This is a genomic window from Streptomyces sp. So13.3 (assembly GCF_005860785.2).
Classification (GTDB): Bacteria; Actinomycetota; Actinomycetes; order Streptomycetales; family Streptomycetaceae; genus Actinacidiphila; species Actinacidiphila fildesensis.
In genome coordinates this window covers 6,714,528-6,732,328 of the sequence record NZ_CP048835.1, presented here as the reverse complement: position 1 = coordinate 6,732,328, position 17,801 = coordinate 6,714,528, and the positions used below count along the sequence as shown (strand labels likewise).

Genomic DNA, 17,801 nt, shown 5'->3' with positions numbered 1-17,801 from the left:
GGACTCACCCGTTCGGGTTAATCCGAGACCGTGAGGACAGCATTAATGGGCCGCCACAGTCGCAATGCCACCGAGGCCGTCGCGCCGACCCGGAGCCGTCGGGGCCACCGGGGCCCTCGGCGACGGCACAGCGCCGTTCGCACCGGGCTGCTGGCGTCGTCCGCCGCTCTGGCCGTGGGCGCCGTCGCGATGTCGTCAGGACTGTTGTCGTCGCTGAACGGAGGACCGGGGGGCATCACCGCCCAGGGCAGCCCCGGCGGGACGCGCACCCAGCCGGACGGCTCGTCCGGCCCGTCGCTGCCGGAGACCGGCTCCCCCTCCCCGAGCACCACCGGCCGCACGAACGTGCCGAGCAGTCCGACCACGACACGCGGCGGCAATCCGTCAACGGCGGCGCCGACGACACCGCCGACCTCGGCCGCCGCGCCCAGCACCACCCCGGCCCCCAAGGTCACGCCCACCCGGAAGCCGGTCACTCCGCGGCCCACCACCCCGTCCCCGACGCCGACCCGCACCGCGACGCCGATACCGACGCCGACCCAGGACGGAACCGCCGTCACCGCCCAGGCCGCGGTGCTGAAGCTGGTGAACGCCGAACGCGTCAAGGTCGGCTGCTCCCCCGTGACCGCGGACCCGTCGCTGGCCAAGCTCGCCCAGGCCTTCAGCGAGGACATGGCGATCCGGGACTTCTTCGACCACACGGACCCGGACGGCGACACCCCCTGGGACCGGGCCAAGTCGGTCGGCGTCACCAACCTCGGCGGGGAGAACATCGCCCGCGGCCAGGCCGACGCGGAGGCCGTGATGACCGCCTGGATGAACAGCGCGGGGCACCGCGCCAACATCCTGAACTGCGACTACAAGACCCTCGGCGTCGGCGTCCACTACGCGCCGGGCGGCCCCTGGTGGACGCAGGACTTCGGCTTCTAGGAGAGCCCGCGGGAGAGCGGGAGAGGGAGACCAAGGGCTAACTTTTCGAAAGCGCAAGCCCGGGGTCAGCGCAACCCAGGAGTACGCTCATGCCATGGACACCTGCAGGAGCGACTCCGGGCGCGACGGGCTCCCGTTCAGCGTCTTCGAGCGCGACTGCCCCTCCCGCGGCACGCTGGAGCACGTCACCGGCCGCTGGGGCAGTCTGACGCTCGGCGCGCTCGGTGAGGACACCGTGCGCTTCAACGAGCTGCGCCGCCGGGTCGACGGCGTGAGCGAGAAGATGCTCTCCCAGACGCTGCACGCCCTGGAGCGCGACGGGCTGGTGCACCGCGAGGCGCAGACGACCAATCCGCCGCGCGTCGAGTACCGGCTCACCGAGCTGGGCCGGGAGACCACCCGCAGGCTGCTCGACCTGATCCAGCTGGTCGAGGGCCGGATGCCCGAGGTGCTGGCCGCCCGGGAGACCTACGACGCGGCGCACGCCGCCCGGAACGCCCCGAAGGCGAGCGCGTAAGTCCTGAGCCGTCAGCCCCAGAGCCGTGCGCCCTGAACCCTGAGCCCGCTACTGGGGATCGCGGCCGGCAACCGGCGGGCGCTGGCAGCGCGGGCAGAAGTAGCTGGAGCGGTTCATCCACGGACGGCGGCGGATCGCGGTACCGCAGCGGCGGCAGGGCTCGTCCTCGCGCCCGTACGCGTCCAGCGACCGGTCGAAGTACCCGGATTCGCCGTTCACGTTGACGTACAGGCTGTCGAAGCTCGTGCCGCCGGCCGCCAGCGCGTCGCTCATCACCTCGCGGATGTGTGTCACCAGCTCGGCCGTCCTGGGCCGGGTCATCGTCGCGGTGGGCCGCTCGTAGTGCAGCCGGGAGCGCCACAGCGCCTCGTCGGCGTAGATGTTGCCGACCCCGCTGATCAGCGACTGGTCGAGCAGGGCGCGCTTGATGGTGGTCCGGCGGCGGCGCAGCGCGGCGTGGAACGCCTCCTCGTCGAAGGCGTCCTCCAGCGGGTCCGGCGCGATGTGCGCGAGCGGTACGGGCAGCGCCAGCGGACTGCCCGGCACGACGTCATGGAGCGACAGACCGCCGAAGGTGCGCTGGTCGACGAAGCGCAGCTCGGTGCCGAGCTCGTCGTCGAACCGGATCCGGACCCGCAGATGGGTCTCGTCAGGGGCCGCGTGCGGCTGGATCAGCAGCTGGCCGCTCATCCCGAGGTGCCCGAGCAGCGCGGTCGTCCCGTCCAGCGGCAGCCACAGGTATTTGCCCCGGCGGCGGGCCGGGCCGATCAGCGCGCCGGCGAGCCGGTCCGTGAAGTCCCCGGCGCCCGCGAGGTGGCGGCGGACGGCGCGCGGGTGCAGCACCTCCGCGTCCGCGACGGTGCGCCCGGTGACCCAGCGCTCCAGCCCGATGCGGACCACTTCGACCTCAGGCAGCTCGGGCAACGCCCCTCCTCCGGGTACGCGTCGAGCCCACCGACTGATCGTCGGTGGGCTCGTTCTGACGGGTGTGCGATCAGCTCGCCGCTGAGGCGGATTCGCGGATCGCACGCCAGGCGGCCTCGGCCGCCTGCTGTTCTGCTTCCTTCTTGCTGCGGCCGGTGCCGGCGCCGTACTCGACACCACCGACGCGGGCGGCAGCCGTGAAGGTCTTCTCATGGTCGGGACCCGACTCGGTGACCACGTATTCGGGAACACCGAGGCCCTCGCTCGCGGTCAGCTCCTGGAGACTGGTCTTCCAGTCCAGGCCGGCCCCGAGGTTGGACGACTTCTCGATCAGCGGATCGAAGAGGCGGTGCACGAACTCGGACGCGGCATCCAGACCCTGGTCCAGATAGACCGCGCCGATGACCGCCTCGAGGGTGTCCGCGAGGATCGATGCCTTGTCCCGGCCGCCCGTGCCTTCCTCGCCCCGTCCCAGCCGGATGAATCCGCCCAGGTCGAGTTCGCGACTCACTTCCGCCAGCGCACGAGAGTTGACCACCGCGGCCCGCAACTTGGCCAGCTGGCCTTCGGGCAGGTCGGGGTGGGTGCGGTACAGCGTGTCCGTGACCACCAGGCCGAGCACGGAGTCCCCGAGGAACTCCAGCCGCTCGTTGGTGGGCAGACCGCCGTTCTCGTACGCGAACGAACGATGGGTCAGCGCACGCACCAGAAGGGCGGGCTCGAGTGTGTACCCGAGCCGCCCTTCCAGAAGCGTGTGAGGCCAGGCTGTGTCCGCCGGCGCCTGCTTCGGCGATTTGGCGTCTGACATGAAGCCTGTCACCCGCCGATCAGACCTCGAGGACCTGACGACGGTTGTACGTGCCGCAGCTCGGGCACGCGATGTGGCTCTGCTTCGGCTGGTGGCAGCTCTCGCACGCCACCAGGCTCACGGCAACAGCCTTCCACTGCGCACGGCGGTGGCGCGTGTTGCTGCGCGACATCTTCCGCTTCGGAACAGCCACGGCTACTTCTCCTGGTTCTCGTCGGCGCCCTGGTCGGCACCGCTCTTCTTAAATTCCTGCAGGGCCGCCCACCGAATGTCGGCGACCTCATGGTGGTGGTCCGGGTCGTCCGCGAGCCGCTCTCCGCAATCGGAGCACAGTCCCGGGCAGTCTTCCTGGCACACCGGCTGCAGCGGCAGTGCGAGCACCACCGCGTCCCGCAGCGCGGGTTCGAGATCGAACAGGTCGTCCTCGAGGAAGAGAACGTCCTCCTCCTCCGCGTCGTCACCGGCTTCGTCCTTGCGGGCGGTCCGGGTGTCGGCGTCGGGGTAGGAGTACATCTCTTGGAAGTCCGCATCGAGCTTGCGCTCGAACGGCTCCAGACACCTTACGCACTCTCCCGAGAGCGGCGCACGGACGGTACCTGTGACAAGTACCCCCTCCATGACCGACTCCAGTCGGAGCTCCAGCTGTACTGCCGTGCCCTCGGGCACCCCGATGACCTCGATACCGAGATCCTTGGGTGCCGGCACCGAACGGGAGACCTTCCGCATCGAACCAGGACGACGACCCAGCTCGTGCGTGTCGAACACGAGAGGCTCGCGGTGGTCGAGACGGGGGGTTTTCAGGGCTTCCTCTTTCATCGGTGCGGCTTGCCCTCACCCCGGAGGGTGGGCAGCCCAAAGAGCCGGCGATTCACACGGCTGGAAAGGTCAGGATACTGGACGTCCGGGCAGGACCCAACTCGCCCACCCGTCACCAACCACCACCCTTGCGACGAGACGCTTCGCGCCGCCCCGATTTTTCACCCGTCACCCACCACCACCCTTGCGACGAGACGCTTCGCGCCGCCCCGCTTTTTCTCCCCTGACCCCCTCTGACCCCCCACGTGACCAGCGCGTTCAGCGCCCCTGTTCCAGCTCCCGCAGCCGGTTCAGATCGATCATGCCGGTGTCGAAGAGGCTGGTCTCGTCCAGCGCCGCGGCCTGGTGCTGGGGCTGGTGCTGCGGCTGCTGGTCGTACGGCTGCTGCTGGTACTGGCCCTGCGGGTCGGCGTAGGTCTGCTGCCCGTAGTCCGGCTGGTAGCCGCCGTAGCCGGCCTGCTCCGGGTATCCCTGCTGCTGCTGGGCCGCGTACGGGTCGGAGTAGGCGGCCTGCTGGCCGTAGTCCTGCTGGTACCCGTAGTCCGGCGTGGCCGGCGTCGCGTCGTACGAGTAGTCCGTCTGCTGGGTCTGTGCGGGGACCGGGGCCGCCAGGCCCGCCATGAACTCGGCGTCGGTCTGGTGGCCGCCCGCCGCGTCCGCGGCGTCCTGGGCCGCCATGTGGGCGCCCAGCTCGTCGGCGACGCTGTGGCCGGTCAGCTTGAGCCGGCCGCGGCCGACGGCCTCCAGGGTCTTGGAGAGCACCGCCTCGAAGGCGCCCAGCTTGGCGTCCACGTAGTCGTCGGCCCGGCGCCGCAGCGTCTCCGGGTCGGCGCTGCGCTCGGGGGCGTCCGCGTCCTCGTAGCCCTGCTCGTCCAGACCGGGGCCCTGGCCGAGCAGCTTCTCGCGGCCGCGGTCGACGGAGCCGATGGTCTTGGTGAGCACGACCTCGAAGTTGGCGAGCTTGCTGTCCACGTAGTCGTCGGCCTCGGCGCGGATCTCCTCCGCCTCGCGGCGGGCCTCGGCCACGATGCGCTCCGCCTCGTCCTGGGACTGGCGGGCGACCTGGGTGTCCGAGATCATCGAGTCGCGCTCGGCGTGCGCCGACTCGATGATCCGGTTCGCCTCGAGGCGGGCCTCCTCGACCATCTGCTCGCGGCCGCCCAGCAGCGCCTCGGCCTGCGACAGCGAGTCGGGGAGCGCGGAGCGCACCTCTTCGAGCCTGCTCAGCAGCTCGGCACGGTTGACCACGCACGAGGCGGACATCGGCATGGACCGCGCGCCTTCGATGGCCGCGACGATCTCGTCGAGCTTCTTCTGCACGTCCACGGGCGTCAGTCTTTCCTCAGCGGGGCCCGGCCGGGTCCGGACGGGACATGCAGACTCTAGCGCTGCCCGAGCCGGTCGTTGAGAGCCGCCAGGATCGTCGGCGGCACCAAGTGGGAGATGTCACCGCCCCATTGGGCCACCTCCTTGACGAGACTGGAGGAGAGGAAGCTGTAGGTGGGGTTGGTCGGCACGAAGAGCGTCTCGACCCCGGACAGCCCGATGTTCATCTGCGCCATCTGCAGCTCGTAGTCGAAGTCGCTGACCGCGCGCAGACCCTTGACGATGGCCGGGATGTCGCGCTGCTTGCAGAAGTCGACGAGCAGCCCGTGGAACGACTCGACCTGCACGTTCCCGAATTCCGCGGTGACTTCCTGGATGAGGGCGATGCGCTCCTCGACCGAGAACAGACCCTGCTTGGACTGGTTGATCATCACCGCGACGTACACGGTGTCGTAGAGCCGGGAAGCGCGGGCGATGATGTCGAGATGTCCATTGGTGATCGGGTCGAAAGACCCCGGACAGACTGCGCGACGCAACTGAGACTCCTCGCTCTCCGGGCCGTTCATGACCCGGCGGTAACTTCGGCGGCGCGACCGTACCAAAGTGTCGCCTCGCCGTAACGGCGGGCCCTCACTGCCTCGAAGCCGTCGGGCCAGGGGGAGACTCCGCCACGGGTGCGCCGTTCCACGGTGACGATCGCGTCGTCATCCAGCCACCCCTGAATGCGGAGTGTGAGCAGGATCTCCCGCAGTTCGTCGTCGCCCATGTCGTAGGGCGGGTCCAGGAACGCCATGTCGAACGGGGTCGCGGGCGCCGGGCCGGCGATGACCTGCTCGGCCCGGCCGGCCCGCACCTCGGCGCCGGGCAGCCCGATCATCTGCACGTTCTCCCGGATGGTGCGGGCCGCTGCCGGGTCGGACTCGACCAGCAGGACGTGCTCGGCGCCGCGCGAGAGCGCCTCCAGCCCGATCGCCCCCGAGCCGCCGTACAGATCCAGCACCCTGGCACCGTTCAGCGTGCCGCGCAGCGACTCCCAGGTGGAGAACATCCCCTCCTTGGCGCGGTCCGAGGTGGGGCGGGTCCCATTGCCCGGGGGCACGGCCAGGCGGCGGCCACCGGCGGCTCCGGCGATCACGCGGGTCATCTCGTCCTTCACGTCCTCGACATCGTGGGGGAACGGCGCTGTTCGCGGCCGCTCCCCCACGATACGGAGTCACTCCCTGCCGGGCTCCTCCACCGCCCCCACCAGCGCGGTGGACGCGTAGCGGGACCAGGACAGGCAGCCGTCGGGCGGGCAGAACTCCGGGCGGCGCGGGTCGTGCCCCAGCTCACGCAGCTTGGTGCGGACCGAGTCCGGGGTCCGCCCGAAGCGGGCGGCTATCCGGGCGATGGTCTCGCTGTCGTGGAACCGCCGCAGCAGCTCCTCCTCGTGCTGCGGCACCCAGGGGGCGCCGTGGCCGGGGAACAGCTCCCGGAGCACGTCACGGTCGGGGATGGGCTCGGACACGTCGGCTACGAGCGCGAGGGCGCGCAGCGCGCGGTTGAGAGCGATCCGCAGGGACGGTACGTCCGCCATGGGCAGCCGCAGATCGCCGGACGCGAGAAGGGTGTCGGGGTCGTCCTCACTCCATCCGGAGAGGGTGAGAGTGACGTTGGTGTCGTCGTCGCTGGCGAGCTCGATCCGGAAGACCTTGTCGCCGAGCGGCAGTTCGTTGAGATGACGGAACGACATGCTTTTGCCCCCAAAGGTCCATCGACTTGGACTACGTCCATTCTCTCAGGGGGGTCTGACAATCGCCCTGCTCAGCACGGCAGTTCAGCCCTGTTCAGCGGCCCGGTTCAGCCCTTGTCGAGGTACTCCTCGCGGTCCGCGTCGACCAGGCTCTCCAGGGCGCTGCGCAGGTCCGGGTGGTCGGCCAGTTCGGGGTCCGCGGCGACCAGTGCGGTGGCCTCGTCGCGGGCGGCGGCGATGACCTCCTCGTCGTCGATCACGGTCAGCATGCGCAGCGACGAACGGGTGCCGGACTGGGCCTGGCCGAGGACGTCGCCCTCGCGGCGCTGCTCCAGGTCGATACGGGACAGCTCGAAGCCGTCCAGGGTCGCCGCGACGGCGGAGAGGCGCTGCCGGGCGGGGCTCGCCTCGTGCGCCTCGGAGACGAGCAGGCAGAGCCCTGGAGCGGAACCCCGGCCGACGCGGCCGCGCAGCTGGTGGAGCTGGGAGACGCCGAAGCGGTCGGCGTCCATGATCACCATGACGGTGGAGTTCGGGACGTTCACCCCGACCTCGATGACGGTGGTCGCCACCAGGACGTCCACCTGGCCGGCGGCGAACCGGCGCATCACGTCGTCCTTGGCGTCCGGCTGCATCCTGCCGTGCAGCACCTCGACCCGCAGCCCGGCCAGCGGGCCCGCGGCGAGCTGCTCGGCGATGTCCAGGACGGCCAGCGGCGGGCGGCGCTCCGCGTCGTCCGGCTTCTTCTTCGCGTCCTCCTCGTCGCCGATGCGGGGGCAGACCACGTACGCCTGGTGGCCCTTCGACACCTCCTCCCGCACCCGCTCCCAGGCGCGGGACAGGAAGTGCGGCTTGTCCTTGGCCGGGACGACATGGGTGGCGATCGGCGAACGGCCGGCCGGCAGCTGGTCCAGGACGGACGTCTCCAGGTCGCCGAAGACGGTCATGGCGACCGTGCGCGGGATCGGGGTCGCGGTCATCACCAGCAGGTGCGGCGGTTTGGCGGCCTTGGCGCGCAGCGCGTCGCGCTGCTCGACGCCGAAGCGGTGCTGCTCGTCGACCACGACCAGGCCCAGATCGTGGAACTGGACCTTGTCCTCGATCAGGGCGTGCGTGCCGATCACGATCCCGGCGTCACCGCTGATGAGGTCCAGCAGGGCCTGACGGCGGGCGGGCACCCCCATGGAGCCGGTGAGCAGCACGATCTTGGTGGCGTTCTCCGCGCCACCGAGCATGCCCCCGCCGGCGAGGTCGCCCATCATCTCGGTGATCGACCGGTGGTGCTGCTGGGCGAGCACCTCGGTGGGCGCCAGCATCGCGGCCTGGCCGCCGGAGTCGACGACGGCGAGCATGGCGCGCAGCGCGACCAGCGTCTTGCCGGAGCCGACCTCGCCCTGGAGGAGCCGGTGCATGGGGTGTTCGGTCGCCAGGTCGGCGAAGATCTCGGCGGAGACCTTCTGCTGGCCTTCGGTGAGGGTGAACGGCAGCCGGGTGTCGAACGTGGTCATCAGCCCGTCGGCGTGCGGCACGCGCGGGGTGGCGGGCAGCGCGGAGTCCGCGGCCCTGCGGCGCGCCAGGGCCACCTGCAGGACGTACGCCTCGTCCCATTTCAGCCGGTCCCGCGCCTCGGCGATGTCGGCCTTGGTACGCGGCCGGTGGATCTTCTCCAGCGCCTCGGAGAGCGGCGCCAGGCCGCGCGCCTCGCGCAGCGCGGCCGGCAGCGGTTCGCCGACGCCCGCCCAGCTGGTGCCCCGCATCGAGTCGAGGACCGTCTGCACGGACTGCGCGATCTGCCAGGAGCTGATCTGCTTGCACGCGGGGTAGAGCGGGATCTGCTGGTTGGCGAACGCGGCCGCCACGTCCGACTCCCCGCCCTTGGCGTCCTCCGCGTCCAGCAACTGGTAGTCGGGGTGGGCGAGCTGGCGGGTGCGGTTGAAGACCGAGACCTTGCCGGAGAACATCCCGCGGCGGCCGGGGATCAGCCGGTGGGCGTGCGCGTGCGCCGCCTTGCTGAAGAACACCAGGGTCAGCGAACCGCTGCCGTCGGTGACGACGACCTCCAGGCGGACGCCCGTGCCGCCGTTGTACGTCCTCTTGTCGGCCTTGGCGATCTCCGCGACGACGGTGACGTGCTCGTCGAGCGGGAGGTCGGCCAGCCGCGTCAGCTCGCCGCGCTCGGCGTACCGGCGCGGGTAGTGGTGCAGCAGGTCGCCGACGGTGTGCAGGTCGAGGTGGTCGGCGAGCACTTTTGCCGTGCGGCCGCCGACCGACTTCTTCAGGGGTTCGTCCAGGGCAGACATCGGGTCCATCTTTGCGCACGGCAGTGACAAAGCGGGTGCGGCCTGCGGCGAGCGGTTATTCGACGCCGATGAGGAGCGGGCAGGTCTGCTGGCCGCCCTGGTAGACGACGGTGTCCACCGCGATGTGGCCGGCCTGGACGTGGGCCTCGATGCGGTCCGCGAGGTCGGGCGGGGCGCCGGCGCCGAGGACGAGGGTGACCATCTCGCCGCCCGCGGCCAGCATGCGGTCGAGGACGATCGTGCCGGTCTCGACCAGGTTCCCGCCGATGACCGCGACATCGCCGTCGATCAGCCCGAGGACGTCGCCGGCCTGGCAGATGCCGGCCATGGTCCAGGACTGGTGCTCGGCGACGGCCAGTTCCGCGTAGCGGGTGGCGCCGGCCGCCGAGGTCATGGCGACGACGTCCTCGTCGAAGCGCCGTGCGGGCTCGTGGACGGCGAGCGCGGCGATGCCCTGCACCGGGGAGCGGGTGGGGATCAGGGCGACCCGGACGCCGTCGGCGCGGGCCCGGTCGGCGGCGGCGCCGGCGGCGTGCCGCAGTTCCACGTCGTTCGGGAGGAGCACCACTTCGCGGGCGTTGGCACGGCGGATCGCGGCCGCGATCTCGCCGCTGGCGGGCGGGTCGCCGGGGCGGACGGCGACGACGGTCGCACCGGCCTGGGCGCAGAGGTCGGCCAGCCCGTCACCCCGTACGACGGCGACGACGGCGCGCCGCACCCGCTCCGGTGGCCGCCCGCTGTCCCCGGCACCCTCGTGGTGCCGGGAAACCGCATCGGGCACCACGGGGGTGTCGGTGTCCGTGTCGGGCCGCTCACGGACCTGGTCGCCGAAGTGGGTGACGCGGATCCGGTAGGGGCGACCGGCCTCGATACCGGCCTCGATGGCGGCTCCCGCATCGTCCACGTGGACATGGACGTTCCACAGGCCGTCGCCGCCGACGACCACCAGGGAGTCCCCGAGGGCGTCCAGCCGCCCGCGCAGCGCGGGCAGGGCGGTGTCGGACGCCTCCAGCAGGTAGATGACCTCGAAGGCGGGCCCGCCGGGCACGACGTGCGGGTCCGAGCCGTCCTCGTCGCGGCAGCCGTACGGGACGGGCGGCGCGTGATCGGCCAGCGGTCCCATCGGCACCTCACCGGCCAGCGCGTCGGCGAGGGCGCCCAGCACGGCCACCAGGCCGCGTCCACCCGCGTCCACGACGCCTGCCCGGCCGAGTACGGCGAGCTGGCCGGTGGTGGCGGCGAGTGCGGTGCGCGCGCCCTGGTGGGCGGCTCTCGCGACGGAGACCGGACCGCCGCCGTCCCGCTCCGCGGCGGTGGCCGCCTCGGTGGCGACGGTGAGCATGGTCCCCTCGACGGGGTGGGCGACCGCCAGGTACGCGGACCCGGCGGCCCGGCGCAGCGCCCGGCGCAGCAGTTCGGCGGTGTCCTGATCACCGGCCGCGGCGGCACCCCCAACGGCTCCGTTGCCCGCCGCCTTCGACGCCACGTTTCCCGTCGCAGGATCGTCCGTGAGCGCTTCCGTCATGCCGCGCAGCAGCTGGGCGAGGATCGTGCCGGAGTTGCCGCGGGCGCCTATCAGGGCGCCGTGGGACATCGCGCGGAAGGCCTGGGCGAGGTCGGGGGTGTGTCCGGAGGCGGCATGACCGTCGAAGACGGCGTCGACGGACTGGGCGGCTGATTCCATCGTCAGGTACAGATTGGTGCCGGTGTCCCCGTCGGCGACCGGATACACGTTGATCGCGTCGATCTCCTCGCGGGCCCGGCCCAGCGCCTGGAGGGCCAGTCGGCACCACGCGCGCACCGCGGAAGCGTCGAGCGTGTGCGGCACCAAGTCCTCCTGCGGACACCTGAAGCGGAGACTGCTGCAGGTGAGGGTATCCGTGACACCGGTCACGGCGGCAGTCGGCCGGGGCGGCGGACCCCGCGACCGTGGTAATTTCGTTGTGCGGGAGTGGCCGTTGTATGCTGCTCCGGTTGTCCGGGAATCTCCCGGGCTTTTCACTGTAAGTGCATCTCGAAGTCTTTGGAGTGACCCGTGGCTGCCAACTGCGACGTCTGCGGCAAGGGGCCGGGCTTCGGCAACGCTATTTCCCACTCGCACCGCCGTACTCCCCGCCGTTGGAATCCCAACATTCAGCGGGTGCGTGCTGTGGTCGGTCGGACGCCGAAGCGCCTCAATGTCTGCACCTCGTGCATCAAGGCCGGCAAGGTCTCGCGCTGACGCGTACACGTCGTAGCAGCGCAGCCTTGCGGCTACTCGAAGCCGGTCCACCTCAGGGTGGGCCGGTTTTCTTGCGTTCAGGGCCGGCTTTCCTGCGTTCGGGGCCGGTTTTCCTGCGCTCAGGGCCGGTCGCCGGGCGCTGACGTCACCAGCAGCTCGGCGCTCAGAGCTCCCGGCGCTGCCGCCAGGCGTGGTCCACCGGGCCGATGCCGCCGCCCAGCCGGAAGCCGGCCGCGATGGCGCCCGTGACGTAGTCCTTGGCGGCGCCGACCGCCGCCGGCACCTCCAGGCCCAGCGCCAGGTACGAGGCGATGGCGCTGGCCAGCGTGCAGCCGGTGCCGTGGGTGTGCCGGTTGTCGTACCGGACGGCGCGGAACCAGTGCTCCCGCGAACCGTCGGAGAGCAGGTCCACGGCGTCGCCGTCGAGATGGCCGCCCTTGATCAGGACCCAGCGCGGCCCGAGCGCCAGTACCGCTTCCGCGGCCTCGCCCATCGCCGCCTCGCCGTCCACCACGACACCCGTCAGCTGGGTGACCTCGTCGAGGTTCGGGGTGGCGACGGTGGCCACGGGCAGCAGCTCGGTGCGGACGACCTCCAGCGCCCCGGCCGTCAGCAGGGAGTCCCCGTGCTTGGAGATGCCGACCGGGTCGACGACCACGGGGGCGCCCACGTCCGCCAGCAGAGCGGCCACCTCGGAGGCGATCGCGGCCGAGGAGAGCATGCCGGTCTTGACGGCCTGCACGCCGATGTCGTCGACCACGGCGCGGAACTGCGCGCGAACGGCCGCCACCGGCAGCTCCCAGGCCCCCTGGACGCCCAGCGAGTTCTGCGCGGTGACCGCGGTCAGCACGCTCATGCCGTGCACGCCGAGCGCCAGCATCGTCTTCAGGTCGGCCTGGATGCCCGCACCGCCGCCGGAATCGGATCCGGCGACGGTGAGCACCCTGGGCGGGGACAGTCGCATACCCGTGAACCTAGTCCCCGGCGCCCTGCGCCGTGGTGTCGCCGAAGTGGTCCCAGCCGCCGGCCTTGTCCCAGGCGGCGCCGTCCACGGTGACGTGCGGGGTGCCGGGGGCCTTGAGCACCTCGCCGATCACCCGCCAGCGGGCCGGGAGCTTCACGTCGGGCGGGAAGGCCGCGACGATCGCGTGGTCCTCTCCCCCGGTCAGCACCCAGTGCAGCGGGTCCACGCCGACCGCCTGCCCGATGTCGGACATCTGCGCGGGTACGTCGATGTCCGCGGACTTCAGGTTGATCAGCACCCCGCTGGCCGTCGCGATGTGCCCGAGGTCGGCCACCAGTCCGTCGCTGACGTCCGTCATCGCGGTGGCGCCGAGCTCGGCCGCCGCGGGGCCCGCGTGGTACGGCGGCTCGGGCCGCCGGTGCGCCTCGACGAAGGCGCGCGGCGAGCGGAAGCCGCGGGAGAGCACCGCGAGGCCGGCCGCCGACCAGCCCAGCCAGCCGGTCACCGCGATGACGTCGCCGGGCCGGGCGCCGGACCGGGTGACGGGCTCGCGGTTGCGCAGGTCGCCGAGGGCGGTGATCGCGACCGTGATCGTGTCGCCGCGCACCACGTCGCCGCCGACCACGGCGGCACCCGCCACCTGGCACTCGTCGCGGATGCCGTCCATCAGCTCGATCGGCCAGGTGGCCGGCAGCTCTGCCGGGACGACCAGCGCCAGCAGGACCGCGGTGGGCACCGCGCCCATCGCGGCGATGTCCGCGAGATTCTGTGCCGCGGCCTTGCGGCCGACGTCGTAGGCGGTCGACCAGTCACGCCGGAAGTGCCGGCCTTCGAGCAGCACATCGGTGGTGGCGACCACCCGGCGGTCCGGCGCGGCCACCACCGCCGCGTCGTCCCCAGGCCCCAGGCGTACATTGGGAGTGGTCGTGAGCCGGGAGGTCAACTCCCTGATCAACCCGAACTCCCCCAACTCGCCCACGGTCCCCTTCATCTGTTTGTCCCTTTCACGTCGTCATTCCCCTGGAGATTCCGCTCAAAGCGAGTGCTCGGTACCGCGCGGGTCTCCCCGCGCCGTGCGGCGACGCGATAACGTGGCGTCCCCCCTCCCACATGATCCTCGAAGCCGCCCTGGAGGTTCCGTGGTACAGGCGTACATCTTGATCCAGACCGAGGTTGGGAAGGCCTCGGCAGTAGCGGAGACGATTGCGAAGATCTCCGGCGTCATTCAGGCCGAAGATGTCACCGGTCCCTACGACGTCATCGTCCGGGCCCAGGCAGACACGGTCGACGACCTGGGCCGCATGGTGGTCGCGAAGGTACAGCAGGTGGACGGGATCACCCGTACTCTGACCTGTCCCGTCGTCCATCTGTAGCCCCCGACTATGCTCGTCCGGTGATAGCTTTTCGCCGGTTCGCGCTGATTTCCGTTGCCGCCGTCGCGTGCTTGTCCGCGGCGGCGGTCTTCGTTTCCGCAGCCGGTCCGGCCGATGAGACGCCCGTTCCGGCTCCGGACGCGCGGGCCGCCGTCTACTGCCGTGCGCTGCACCGGGATCTGCCGCACTCCGTCAATGGACTCGGCGTGCATGATCTCAGGCCCGCGTCCGACTTCACCGCCGGGTGGGGAAATCCGGCGATCGTGCTGCGCTGCGGGGTGCCGAGGCCGCAGGCGATGAACGATTCCAGCGCGGACTCGGTGGAGGTGGACGGCGTCGGCTGGCTGATCCAGGCCCAGGGCGACGGCAGCTTCAAGCTCACCACGACGCTGCGCAAGGCGTACGTCGAGGTCACCCTCCCCAAGAAGTACGCCGGCGACGTCGGTCCCCTCACCGACCTCGCCGGCGCCGTCAAGAAGACGATCCCGAACGAACTCTAGGGCGTGTTTCGAAAGGAGCGCCGTTCGCCCGGAGGGCGTGGCCCACGGCGTCTGGTGCGTGCGCTCGCAAGGCGGAGGGTCGTCCTCGTACTGGACCGTACGTGGACGAGCCCGACAACGCAGCGAGGGCGCGTGCCAGGCGTCGTGGGCCAGGCGGGACTTTCGCAACACGCCCTGGGCCGCGCCCTGGCGCGGGCGGCGGCCTGGAGCGAGCCGTGTTCTAGCGCAGCCCGGTCCGGCGGCGCAGTGCGGCCTGGATCAGCCGGTCCACCAGCTCCGGGTACTCCACGCCGCTCTCCTGCCACATCCGCGGGTACATGGAGATGGGCGTGAAGCCGGGCATCGTGTTGATCTCGTTGATGACGAACTCTCCGCTGTCGAGCAGGAAGAAGTCCGCGCGCACCAGGCCCTCGCAGGAGACCGAGTCGAAGGCCGCGACGGCGAGCCGCTGCACCTCCGCGGTCTGCTCGGGGGTGAGCGGCGCCGGCACGATGCCCTCGGCCGAGTCGATGTACTTGGCCTCGAAGTCGTAGAAGTCGTGGGCGGTGACCGGCGGGATCTCCGCCGGAAGGCTGGCGCGCGGGCCGTCCTCGAACTCCAGGACGCCGCACTCGATCTCACGGCCGCGCAGCAGCGACTCGACGATGACCTTCGGGTCGTGCCGCCGGGCCTCCTCGATCGCCTCGTCGAGACCGGACGCGTCCTCGACCTTGCTGATGCCCATGGACGAGCCCGCGCGGGCGGGCTTCACGAAGAGCGGCCAGCCGTGGTCCGCGGCGAACTCCACGATGCTCCGGCGGGCGGTCTCCTGGTCGTTCTCCCAGTCACGCGGCCGGATCACCAGATACGGCCCGACCGGCAGGCCGAAGGAGATGAAGACCCGCTTCATGTACTCCTTGTCCATGCCGACGGCCGAGGCGAGGACGCCCGCACCCACGTAGGGCACGCCGGACAGCTCCAGCAGGCCCTGCAGGGTGCCGTCCTCGCCGTAGGGGCCGTGCAGCACGGGGAAGACGACATCGACGTCGCCGAGGGCCTTGGGCACCACTCCGGGCTCGCTGTAGACGACCTCGCGGTTGGCCGGGTCGACCGGGAGCACGACGGTGCCCTCGTGGTCGGTGACCTGTTCCACGGTCGGCATCCGGCGGTCGGTGATCCCCATCCGGTCCGGGTCGTCGCTGGTCAGCGCCCAGCGGCCGTCCGTCGTGATCCCGATGGGAAGGACGTCGTACTTCGACCGGTCGATGGCCCGCAGCACGCTGGCCGCGGTGACCACCGACACCCCGTGCTCGGAGCTGCGTCCGCCGAAGACGAGCGCTACCCGAGGCTTGCGCTGCGGTTGGTCGGGAGTCTGGGAAGAAGGCAGATTGCTCATGGTTCGTTGACCCTACCGCTCGGATTTCGCGGAGCGGGACATCAGCTCCTTGACGGCCACGACCGGCGGCTTCCCGTTGTGCACGATGTCCACGACGGTGTCCGTGATCGGCATGTCGACACCGTGCCGGCGTGCCAGATCGGCCACCGACTCGCAGGACTTCACGCCCTCGGCAGTCTGCCGGGTGACCGCGATGGTCTCCGCGAGCGACATGCCGCGGCCGAGGTTGGTGCCGAAGGTGTGGTTGCGGGACAGCGGCGACGAGCAGGTGGCGACCAGGTCGCCCATGCCGGCCAGCCCCGCGAAGGTGTGCGCGTCGGCCCCCATCGCCAGGCCCAGCCGCGTCGTCTCGGCCAGCCCGCGGGTGATCAGCGAGGCCTTGGTGTTGTCGCCGAGCCCCATGCCGTCGGCGATGCCGACGGCGAGCGCGATGACGTTCTTGACCGCTCCGCCGAGTTCGCAGCCGACCACGTCGGCGTTGGTGTACGGGCGGAAGTAGGCGGTGTGGCACGCGGCCTGGAACCGCTGGGCCACCGACTCGTCGCGGCAGGCGACCACGGAGGCGGCGGGCTGCCGGGCGGCGATCTCCTTGGCCAGGTTGGGGCCGGAGAGCACCGCGACCCGCTCGGGGCCGGCCTTGGCCACCTCTTCGATGACCTCGCTCATCAGCTTGGCGGTGCCGAGTTCGACACCCTTCATCAGGCTGACCAGGACGGCGTCGGGGCGCAGCAGGGGCGCCCACTCGGCGAGGTTGCCGCGCAGCGTCTGCGACGGGACGGCCAGGACGACGAATTCGGCGTCCCTGGCGGCCTCGGCCGGGTCGGTGGTGGCCCGTACGGCCTCGGGGAGCGCGATTCCCGGCAGGTAGTCGGGGTTCATGTGGGTGGCGTTGACCGCCTCGACCAGCTCGGGCCGGCGTCCCCACAGCGAGACGTCACATCCGGCGTCGGCGAGCACCATCGCGAACGCGGTGCCCCAGGAGCCGGTTCCGTACACCGCGCAGCGCGTTGACACTTACGACTCCTCCTGCTGATCCGTCGGGTTCTTCACGGGCTGCCGTACGGGCTCGGGTTCCGGTGCGGGCCGCGGCACGGGCTCCGGTGCGGGCTTCCGCGTGGTGCCGCCGGTCTTCGCGGCCCGTTCCGCCTTGTCCGCCCGGCGGGCACGAGCCGCCTGGCGCGGGTCGTAGAGCGCGGCGGGCGCGGGCTCCCCGCGCAGCACGGCGAGCAGCTCGGTGATCTCCACCATGATCACCTCGGTGACCTCGCGCAGCACCTCCGCGGTGGGCTCCTCGCCGTAGAACCGCGACAGGTCGACGGGCGGGCCGGCGATCACCCGCAGGGTCTTCCGGGGAAAGAGGAAGAACTTCTTTCCCTTGGCGTACGGCGGCATCGCCTCGTTGGCGCCCCATTGCGCGACCGGGATCACCGGCGCCTTGGTGAGCAGCGCGACCCGTGCGGCGCCGGTCTTGCCGGTCATCGGCCACTGGTCGGGATCACGGGTGAGCGTGCCCTCCGGATAGAACGCGACGCATTCGCCGGAGTTGATCGCGGCGACGGCGGCGCGGAACGCGTTGGCGGCGTCCGTGGACTCCCGGTAGACCGGAATCTGACCTGTTCCGCGCAGCATCATGCCGACAAAGAAGATCTTGAAGAGCCCGGCCTTCGCGAGCAGGCGCGGAACCCGTCCGGTGTTGTACTGGAAATGGCCGTACGACAGCGGGTCGAGGAATGAGTTGTGGTTGACGGCCGTGATGAATCCACCGCCGGCCGGAATGTGCTCCATTCCGCGCCAATCCCGCTTGAAGAGGACAAGAAGCGGCGGTTTCGCGATGGCGGCTGCGAGCCGGTACCAGAAGCCGATTCTGCGGCGGGACACCAGAACTTCCTCCTCATTGCACGAGGCTGCACCAGTGCAGCCGCACAAGTGTCGCCGGTACGCACACCGTAACGCCAGGGCGGGCGGGGCGAGGGGCGCGCCCCCGGGGAAGCTGCGTCGCCGGTGCCTGCGGGAGT

20 protein-coding genes are annotated in these 17,801 nt (G+C 71.1%); 5 read left to right on the top strand and 15 right to left on the bottom strand.

What is annotated here, in order from left to right; all coding sequences use genetic code 11:
* Positions 1–45 precede the first annotated feature (45 nt).
* Together C8250_RS30210 and C8250_RS30205 are read left to right on the top strand one after the other, a co-directional pair.
* Positions 46–930: a CAP domain-containing protein gene (locus C8250_RS30210; protein ID WP_138356465.1), complete on the top strand. Its 885-nt coding sequence runs from the start codon at positions 46–48 to the stop codon at positions 928–930.
* A 94-nt stretch (positions 931–1,024) separates the two neighbouring features.
* Positions 1,025–1,447, top strand: a complete 423-nt coding sequence (locus C8250_RS30205; RefSeq protein WP_138356466.1) for a helix-turn-helix domain-containing protein — start codon at positions 1,025–1,027, stop codon at positions 1,445–1,447.
* Positions 1,448–1,495: 48 nt separating this feature from the next.
* On the opposite strand, the gene mutM is transcribed toward C8250_RS30205, so the two are convergent.
* The 10 genes from mutM to C8250_RS30155 form a co-directional block, all read right to left on the bottom strand.
* Positions 1,496–2,371, bottom strand: a complete 876-nt coding sequence (gene mutM / locus C8250_RS30200) for a bifunctional DNA-formamidopyrimidine glycosylase/DNA-(apurinic or apyrimidinic site) lyase (protein ID WP_138356467.1) — start codon at positions 2,369–2,371, stop codon at positions 1,496–1,498.
* Positions 2,372–2,441: 70 nt separating this feature from the next.
* Complete coding sequence (rnc, locus tag C8250_RS30195) at positions 2,442–3,179, bottom strand: ribonuclease III (RefSeq protein WP_138356468.1); 738 nt, start codon at positions 3,177–3,179, stop codon at positions 2,442–2,444.
* A 19-nt stretch (positions 3,180–3,198) separates the two neighbouring features.
* Positions 3,199–3,372 carry a 50S ribosomal protein L32 gene (rpmF, locus tag C8250_RS30190; protein ID WP_138356469.1) on the bottom strand — a complete coding sequence of 58 codons (174 nt, stop codon included), beginning with the start codon at positions 3,370–3,372 and terminating at the stop codon, positions 3,199–3,201.
* 2 nt (positions 3,373–3,374) lie between these two features.
* The gene (locus C8250_RS30185) at positions 3,375–3,995 is read right to left on the bottom strand and encodes a YceD family protein (protein WP_138356470.1); all 621 of its coding nucleotides are present in this window, start codon (positions 3,993–3,995) and stop codon (positions 3,375–3,377) included.
* 258 nt (positions 3,996–4,253) lie between these two features.
* Positions 4,254–5,321 carry a cell division initiation protein gene (locus tag C8250_RS30180; protein ID WP_138356471.1) on the bottom strand — a complete coding sequence of 356 codons (1,068 nt, stop codon included), beginning with the start codon at positions 5,319–5,321 and terminating at the stop codon, positions 4,254–4,256.
* 56 nt (positions 5,322–5,377) lie between these two features.
* Positions 5,378–5,857: a pantetheine-phosphate adenylyltransferase gene (gene coaD / locus C8250_RS30175; RefSeq protein WP_187145035.1), complete on the bottom strand. Its 480-nt coding sequence runs from the start codon at positions 5,855–5,857 to the stop codon at positions 5,378–5,380.
* Positions 5,858–5,883: 26 nt separating this feature from the next.
* A complete protein-coding gene (gene rsmD, locus C8250_RS30170) occupies positions 5,884–6,465 on the bottom strand; it encodes a 16S rRNA (guanine(966)-N(2))-methyltransferase RsmD (RefSeq protein WP_138356499.1) in 582 nt (193 codons plus the stop codon).
* A 69-nt stretch (positions 6,466–6,534) separates the two neighbouring features.
* Complete coding sequence (locus tag C8250_RS30165; RefSeq protein WP_138356473.1) at positions 6,535–7,053, bottom strand: hypothetical protein; 519 nt, start codon at positions 7,051–7,053, stop codon at positions 6,535–6,537.
* A 107-nt stretch (positions 7,054–7,160) separates the two neighbouring features.
* Complete coding sequence (recG, locus tag C8250_RS30160; protein WP_187145034.1) at positions 7,161–9,362, bottom strand: ATP-dependent DNA helicase RecG; 2,202 nt, start codon at positions 9,360–9,362, stop codon at positions 7,161–7,163.
* A gap of 46 nt (positions 9,363–9,408) precedes the next feature.
* Positions 9,409–11,181, bottom strand: a complete 1,773-nt coding sequence (locus C8250_RS30155; protein WP_138356475.1) for a DAK2 domain-containing protein — start codon at positions 11,179–11,181, stop codon at positions 9,409–9,411.
* Between the two features lie 207 nt (positions 11,182–11,388).
* Here C8250_RS30155 and rpmB point away from each other — a divergent pair, with 207 nt between their 5' ends.
* Positions 11,389–11,574 carry a 50S ribosomal protein L28 gene (rpmB, locus tag C8250_RS30150; protein ID WP_138356476.1) on the top strand — a complete coding sequence of 62 codons (186 nt, stop codon included), beginning with the start codon at positions 11,389–11,391 and terminating at the stop codon, positions 11,572–11,574.
* 163 nt (positions 11,575–11,737) lie between these two features.
* On the opposite strand, the gene thiD is transcribed toward rpmB, so the two are convergent.
* Both thiD and C8250_RS30140 read right to left on the bottom strand, forming a co-directional pair.
* The gene (gene thiD / locus C8250_RS30145; RefSeq protein WP_138356477.1) at positions 11,738–12,538 is read right to left on the bottom strand and encodes a bifunctional hydroxymethylpyrimidine kinase/phosphomethylpyrimidine kinase; all 801 of its coding nucleotides are present in this window, start codon (positions 12,536–12,538) and stop codon (positions 11,738–11,740) included.
* A 10-nt stretch (positions 12,539–12,548) separates the two neighbouring features.
* Entirely contained in the window at positions 12,549–13,529 is a 981-nt protein-coding gene (locus C8250_RS30140) for a thiamine-phosphate kinase (RefSeq protein ID WP_138356478.1), read from the bottom strand.
* 148 nt (positions 13,530–13,677) lie between these two features.
* Here C8250_RS30140 and C8250_RS30135 point away from each other — a divergent pair, with 148 nt between their 5' ends.
* Together C8250_RS30135 and C8250_RS30130 are read left to right on the top strand one after the other, a co-directional pair.
* A complete protein-coding gene (locus C8250_RS30135) occupies positions 13,678–13,911 on the top strand; it encodes an Lrp/AsnC ligand binding domain-containing protein (protein WP_138356479.1) in 234 nt (77 codons plus the stop codon).
* 20 nt (positions 13,912–13,931) lie between these two features.
* Positions 13,932–14,411, top strand: coding sequence for a DUF3515 domain-containing protein (locus C8250_RS30130; protein WP_138356480.1), 480 nt, complete (start codon positions 13,932–13,934; stop codon positions 14,409–14,411).
* A 220-nt stretch (positions 14,412–14,631) separates the two neighbouring features.
* Here the strand turns inward: C8250_RS30130 and C8250_RS30125 are convergent, their stop codons facing one another.
* The 3 genes from C8250_RS30125 to C8250_RS30115 are packed head-to-tail and all read right to left on the bottom strand — an operon-like array spanning position 14,632 to position 17,664.
* Positions 14,632–15,786 carry a D-alanine--D-alanine ligase family protein gene (locus C8250_RS30125; protein ID WP_138356481.1) on the bottom strand — a complete coding sequence of 385 codons (1,155 nt, stop codon included), beginning with the start codon at positions 15,784–15,786 and terminating at the stop codon, positions 14,632–14,634.
* A 12-nt stretch (positions 15,787–15,798) separates the two neighbouring features.
* Positions 15,799–16,800, bottom strand: a complete 1,002-nt coding sequence (locus C8250_RS30120) for an NAD(P)H-dependent glycerol-3-phosphate dehydrogenase (RefSeq protein WP_138356482.1) — start codon at positions 16,798–16,800, stop codon at positions 15,799–15,801.
* Complete coding sequence (locus C8250_RS30115; protein WP_138356483.1) at positions 16,801–17,664, bottom strand: lysophospholipid acyltransferase family protein; 864 nt, start codon at positions 17,662–17,664, stop codon at positions 16,801–16,803. It abuts the gene before it with no gap.
* Between the last annotated feature and the right edge of the window lie 137 nt (positions 17,665–17,801).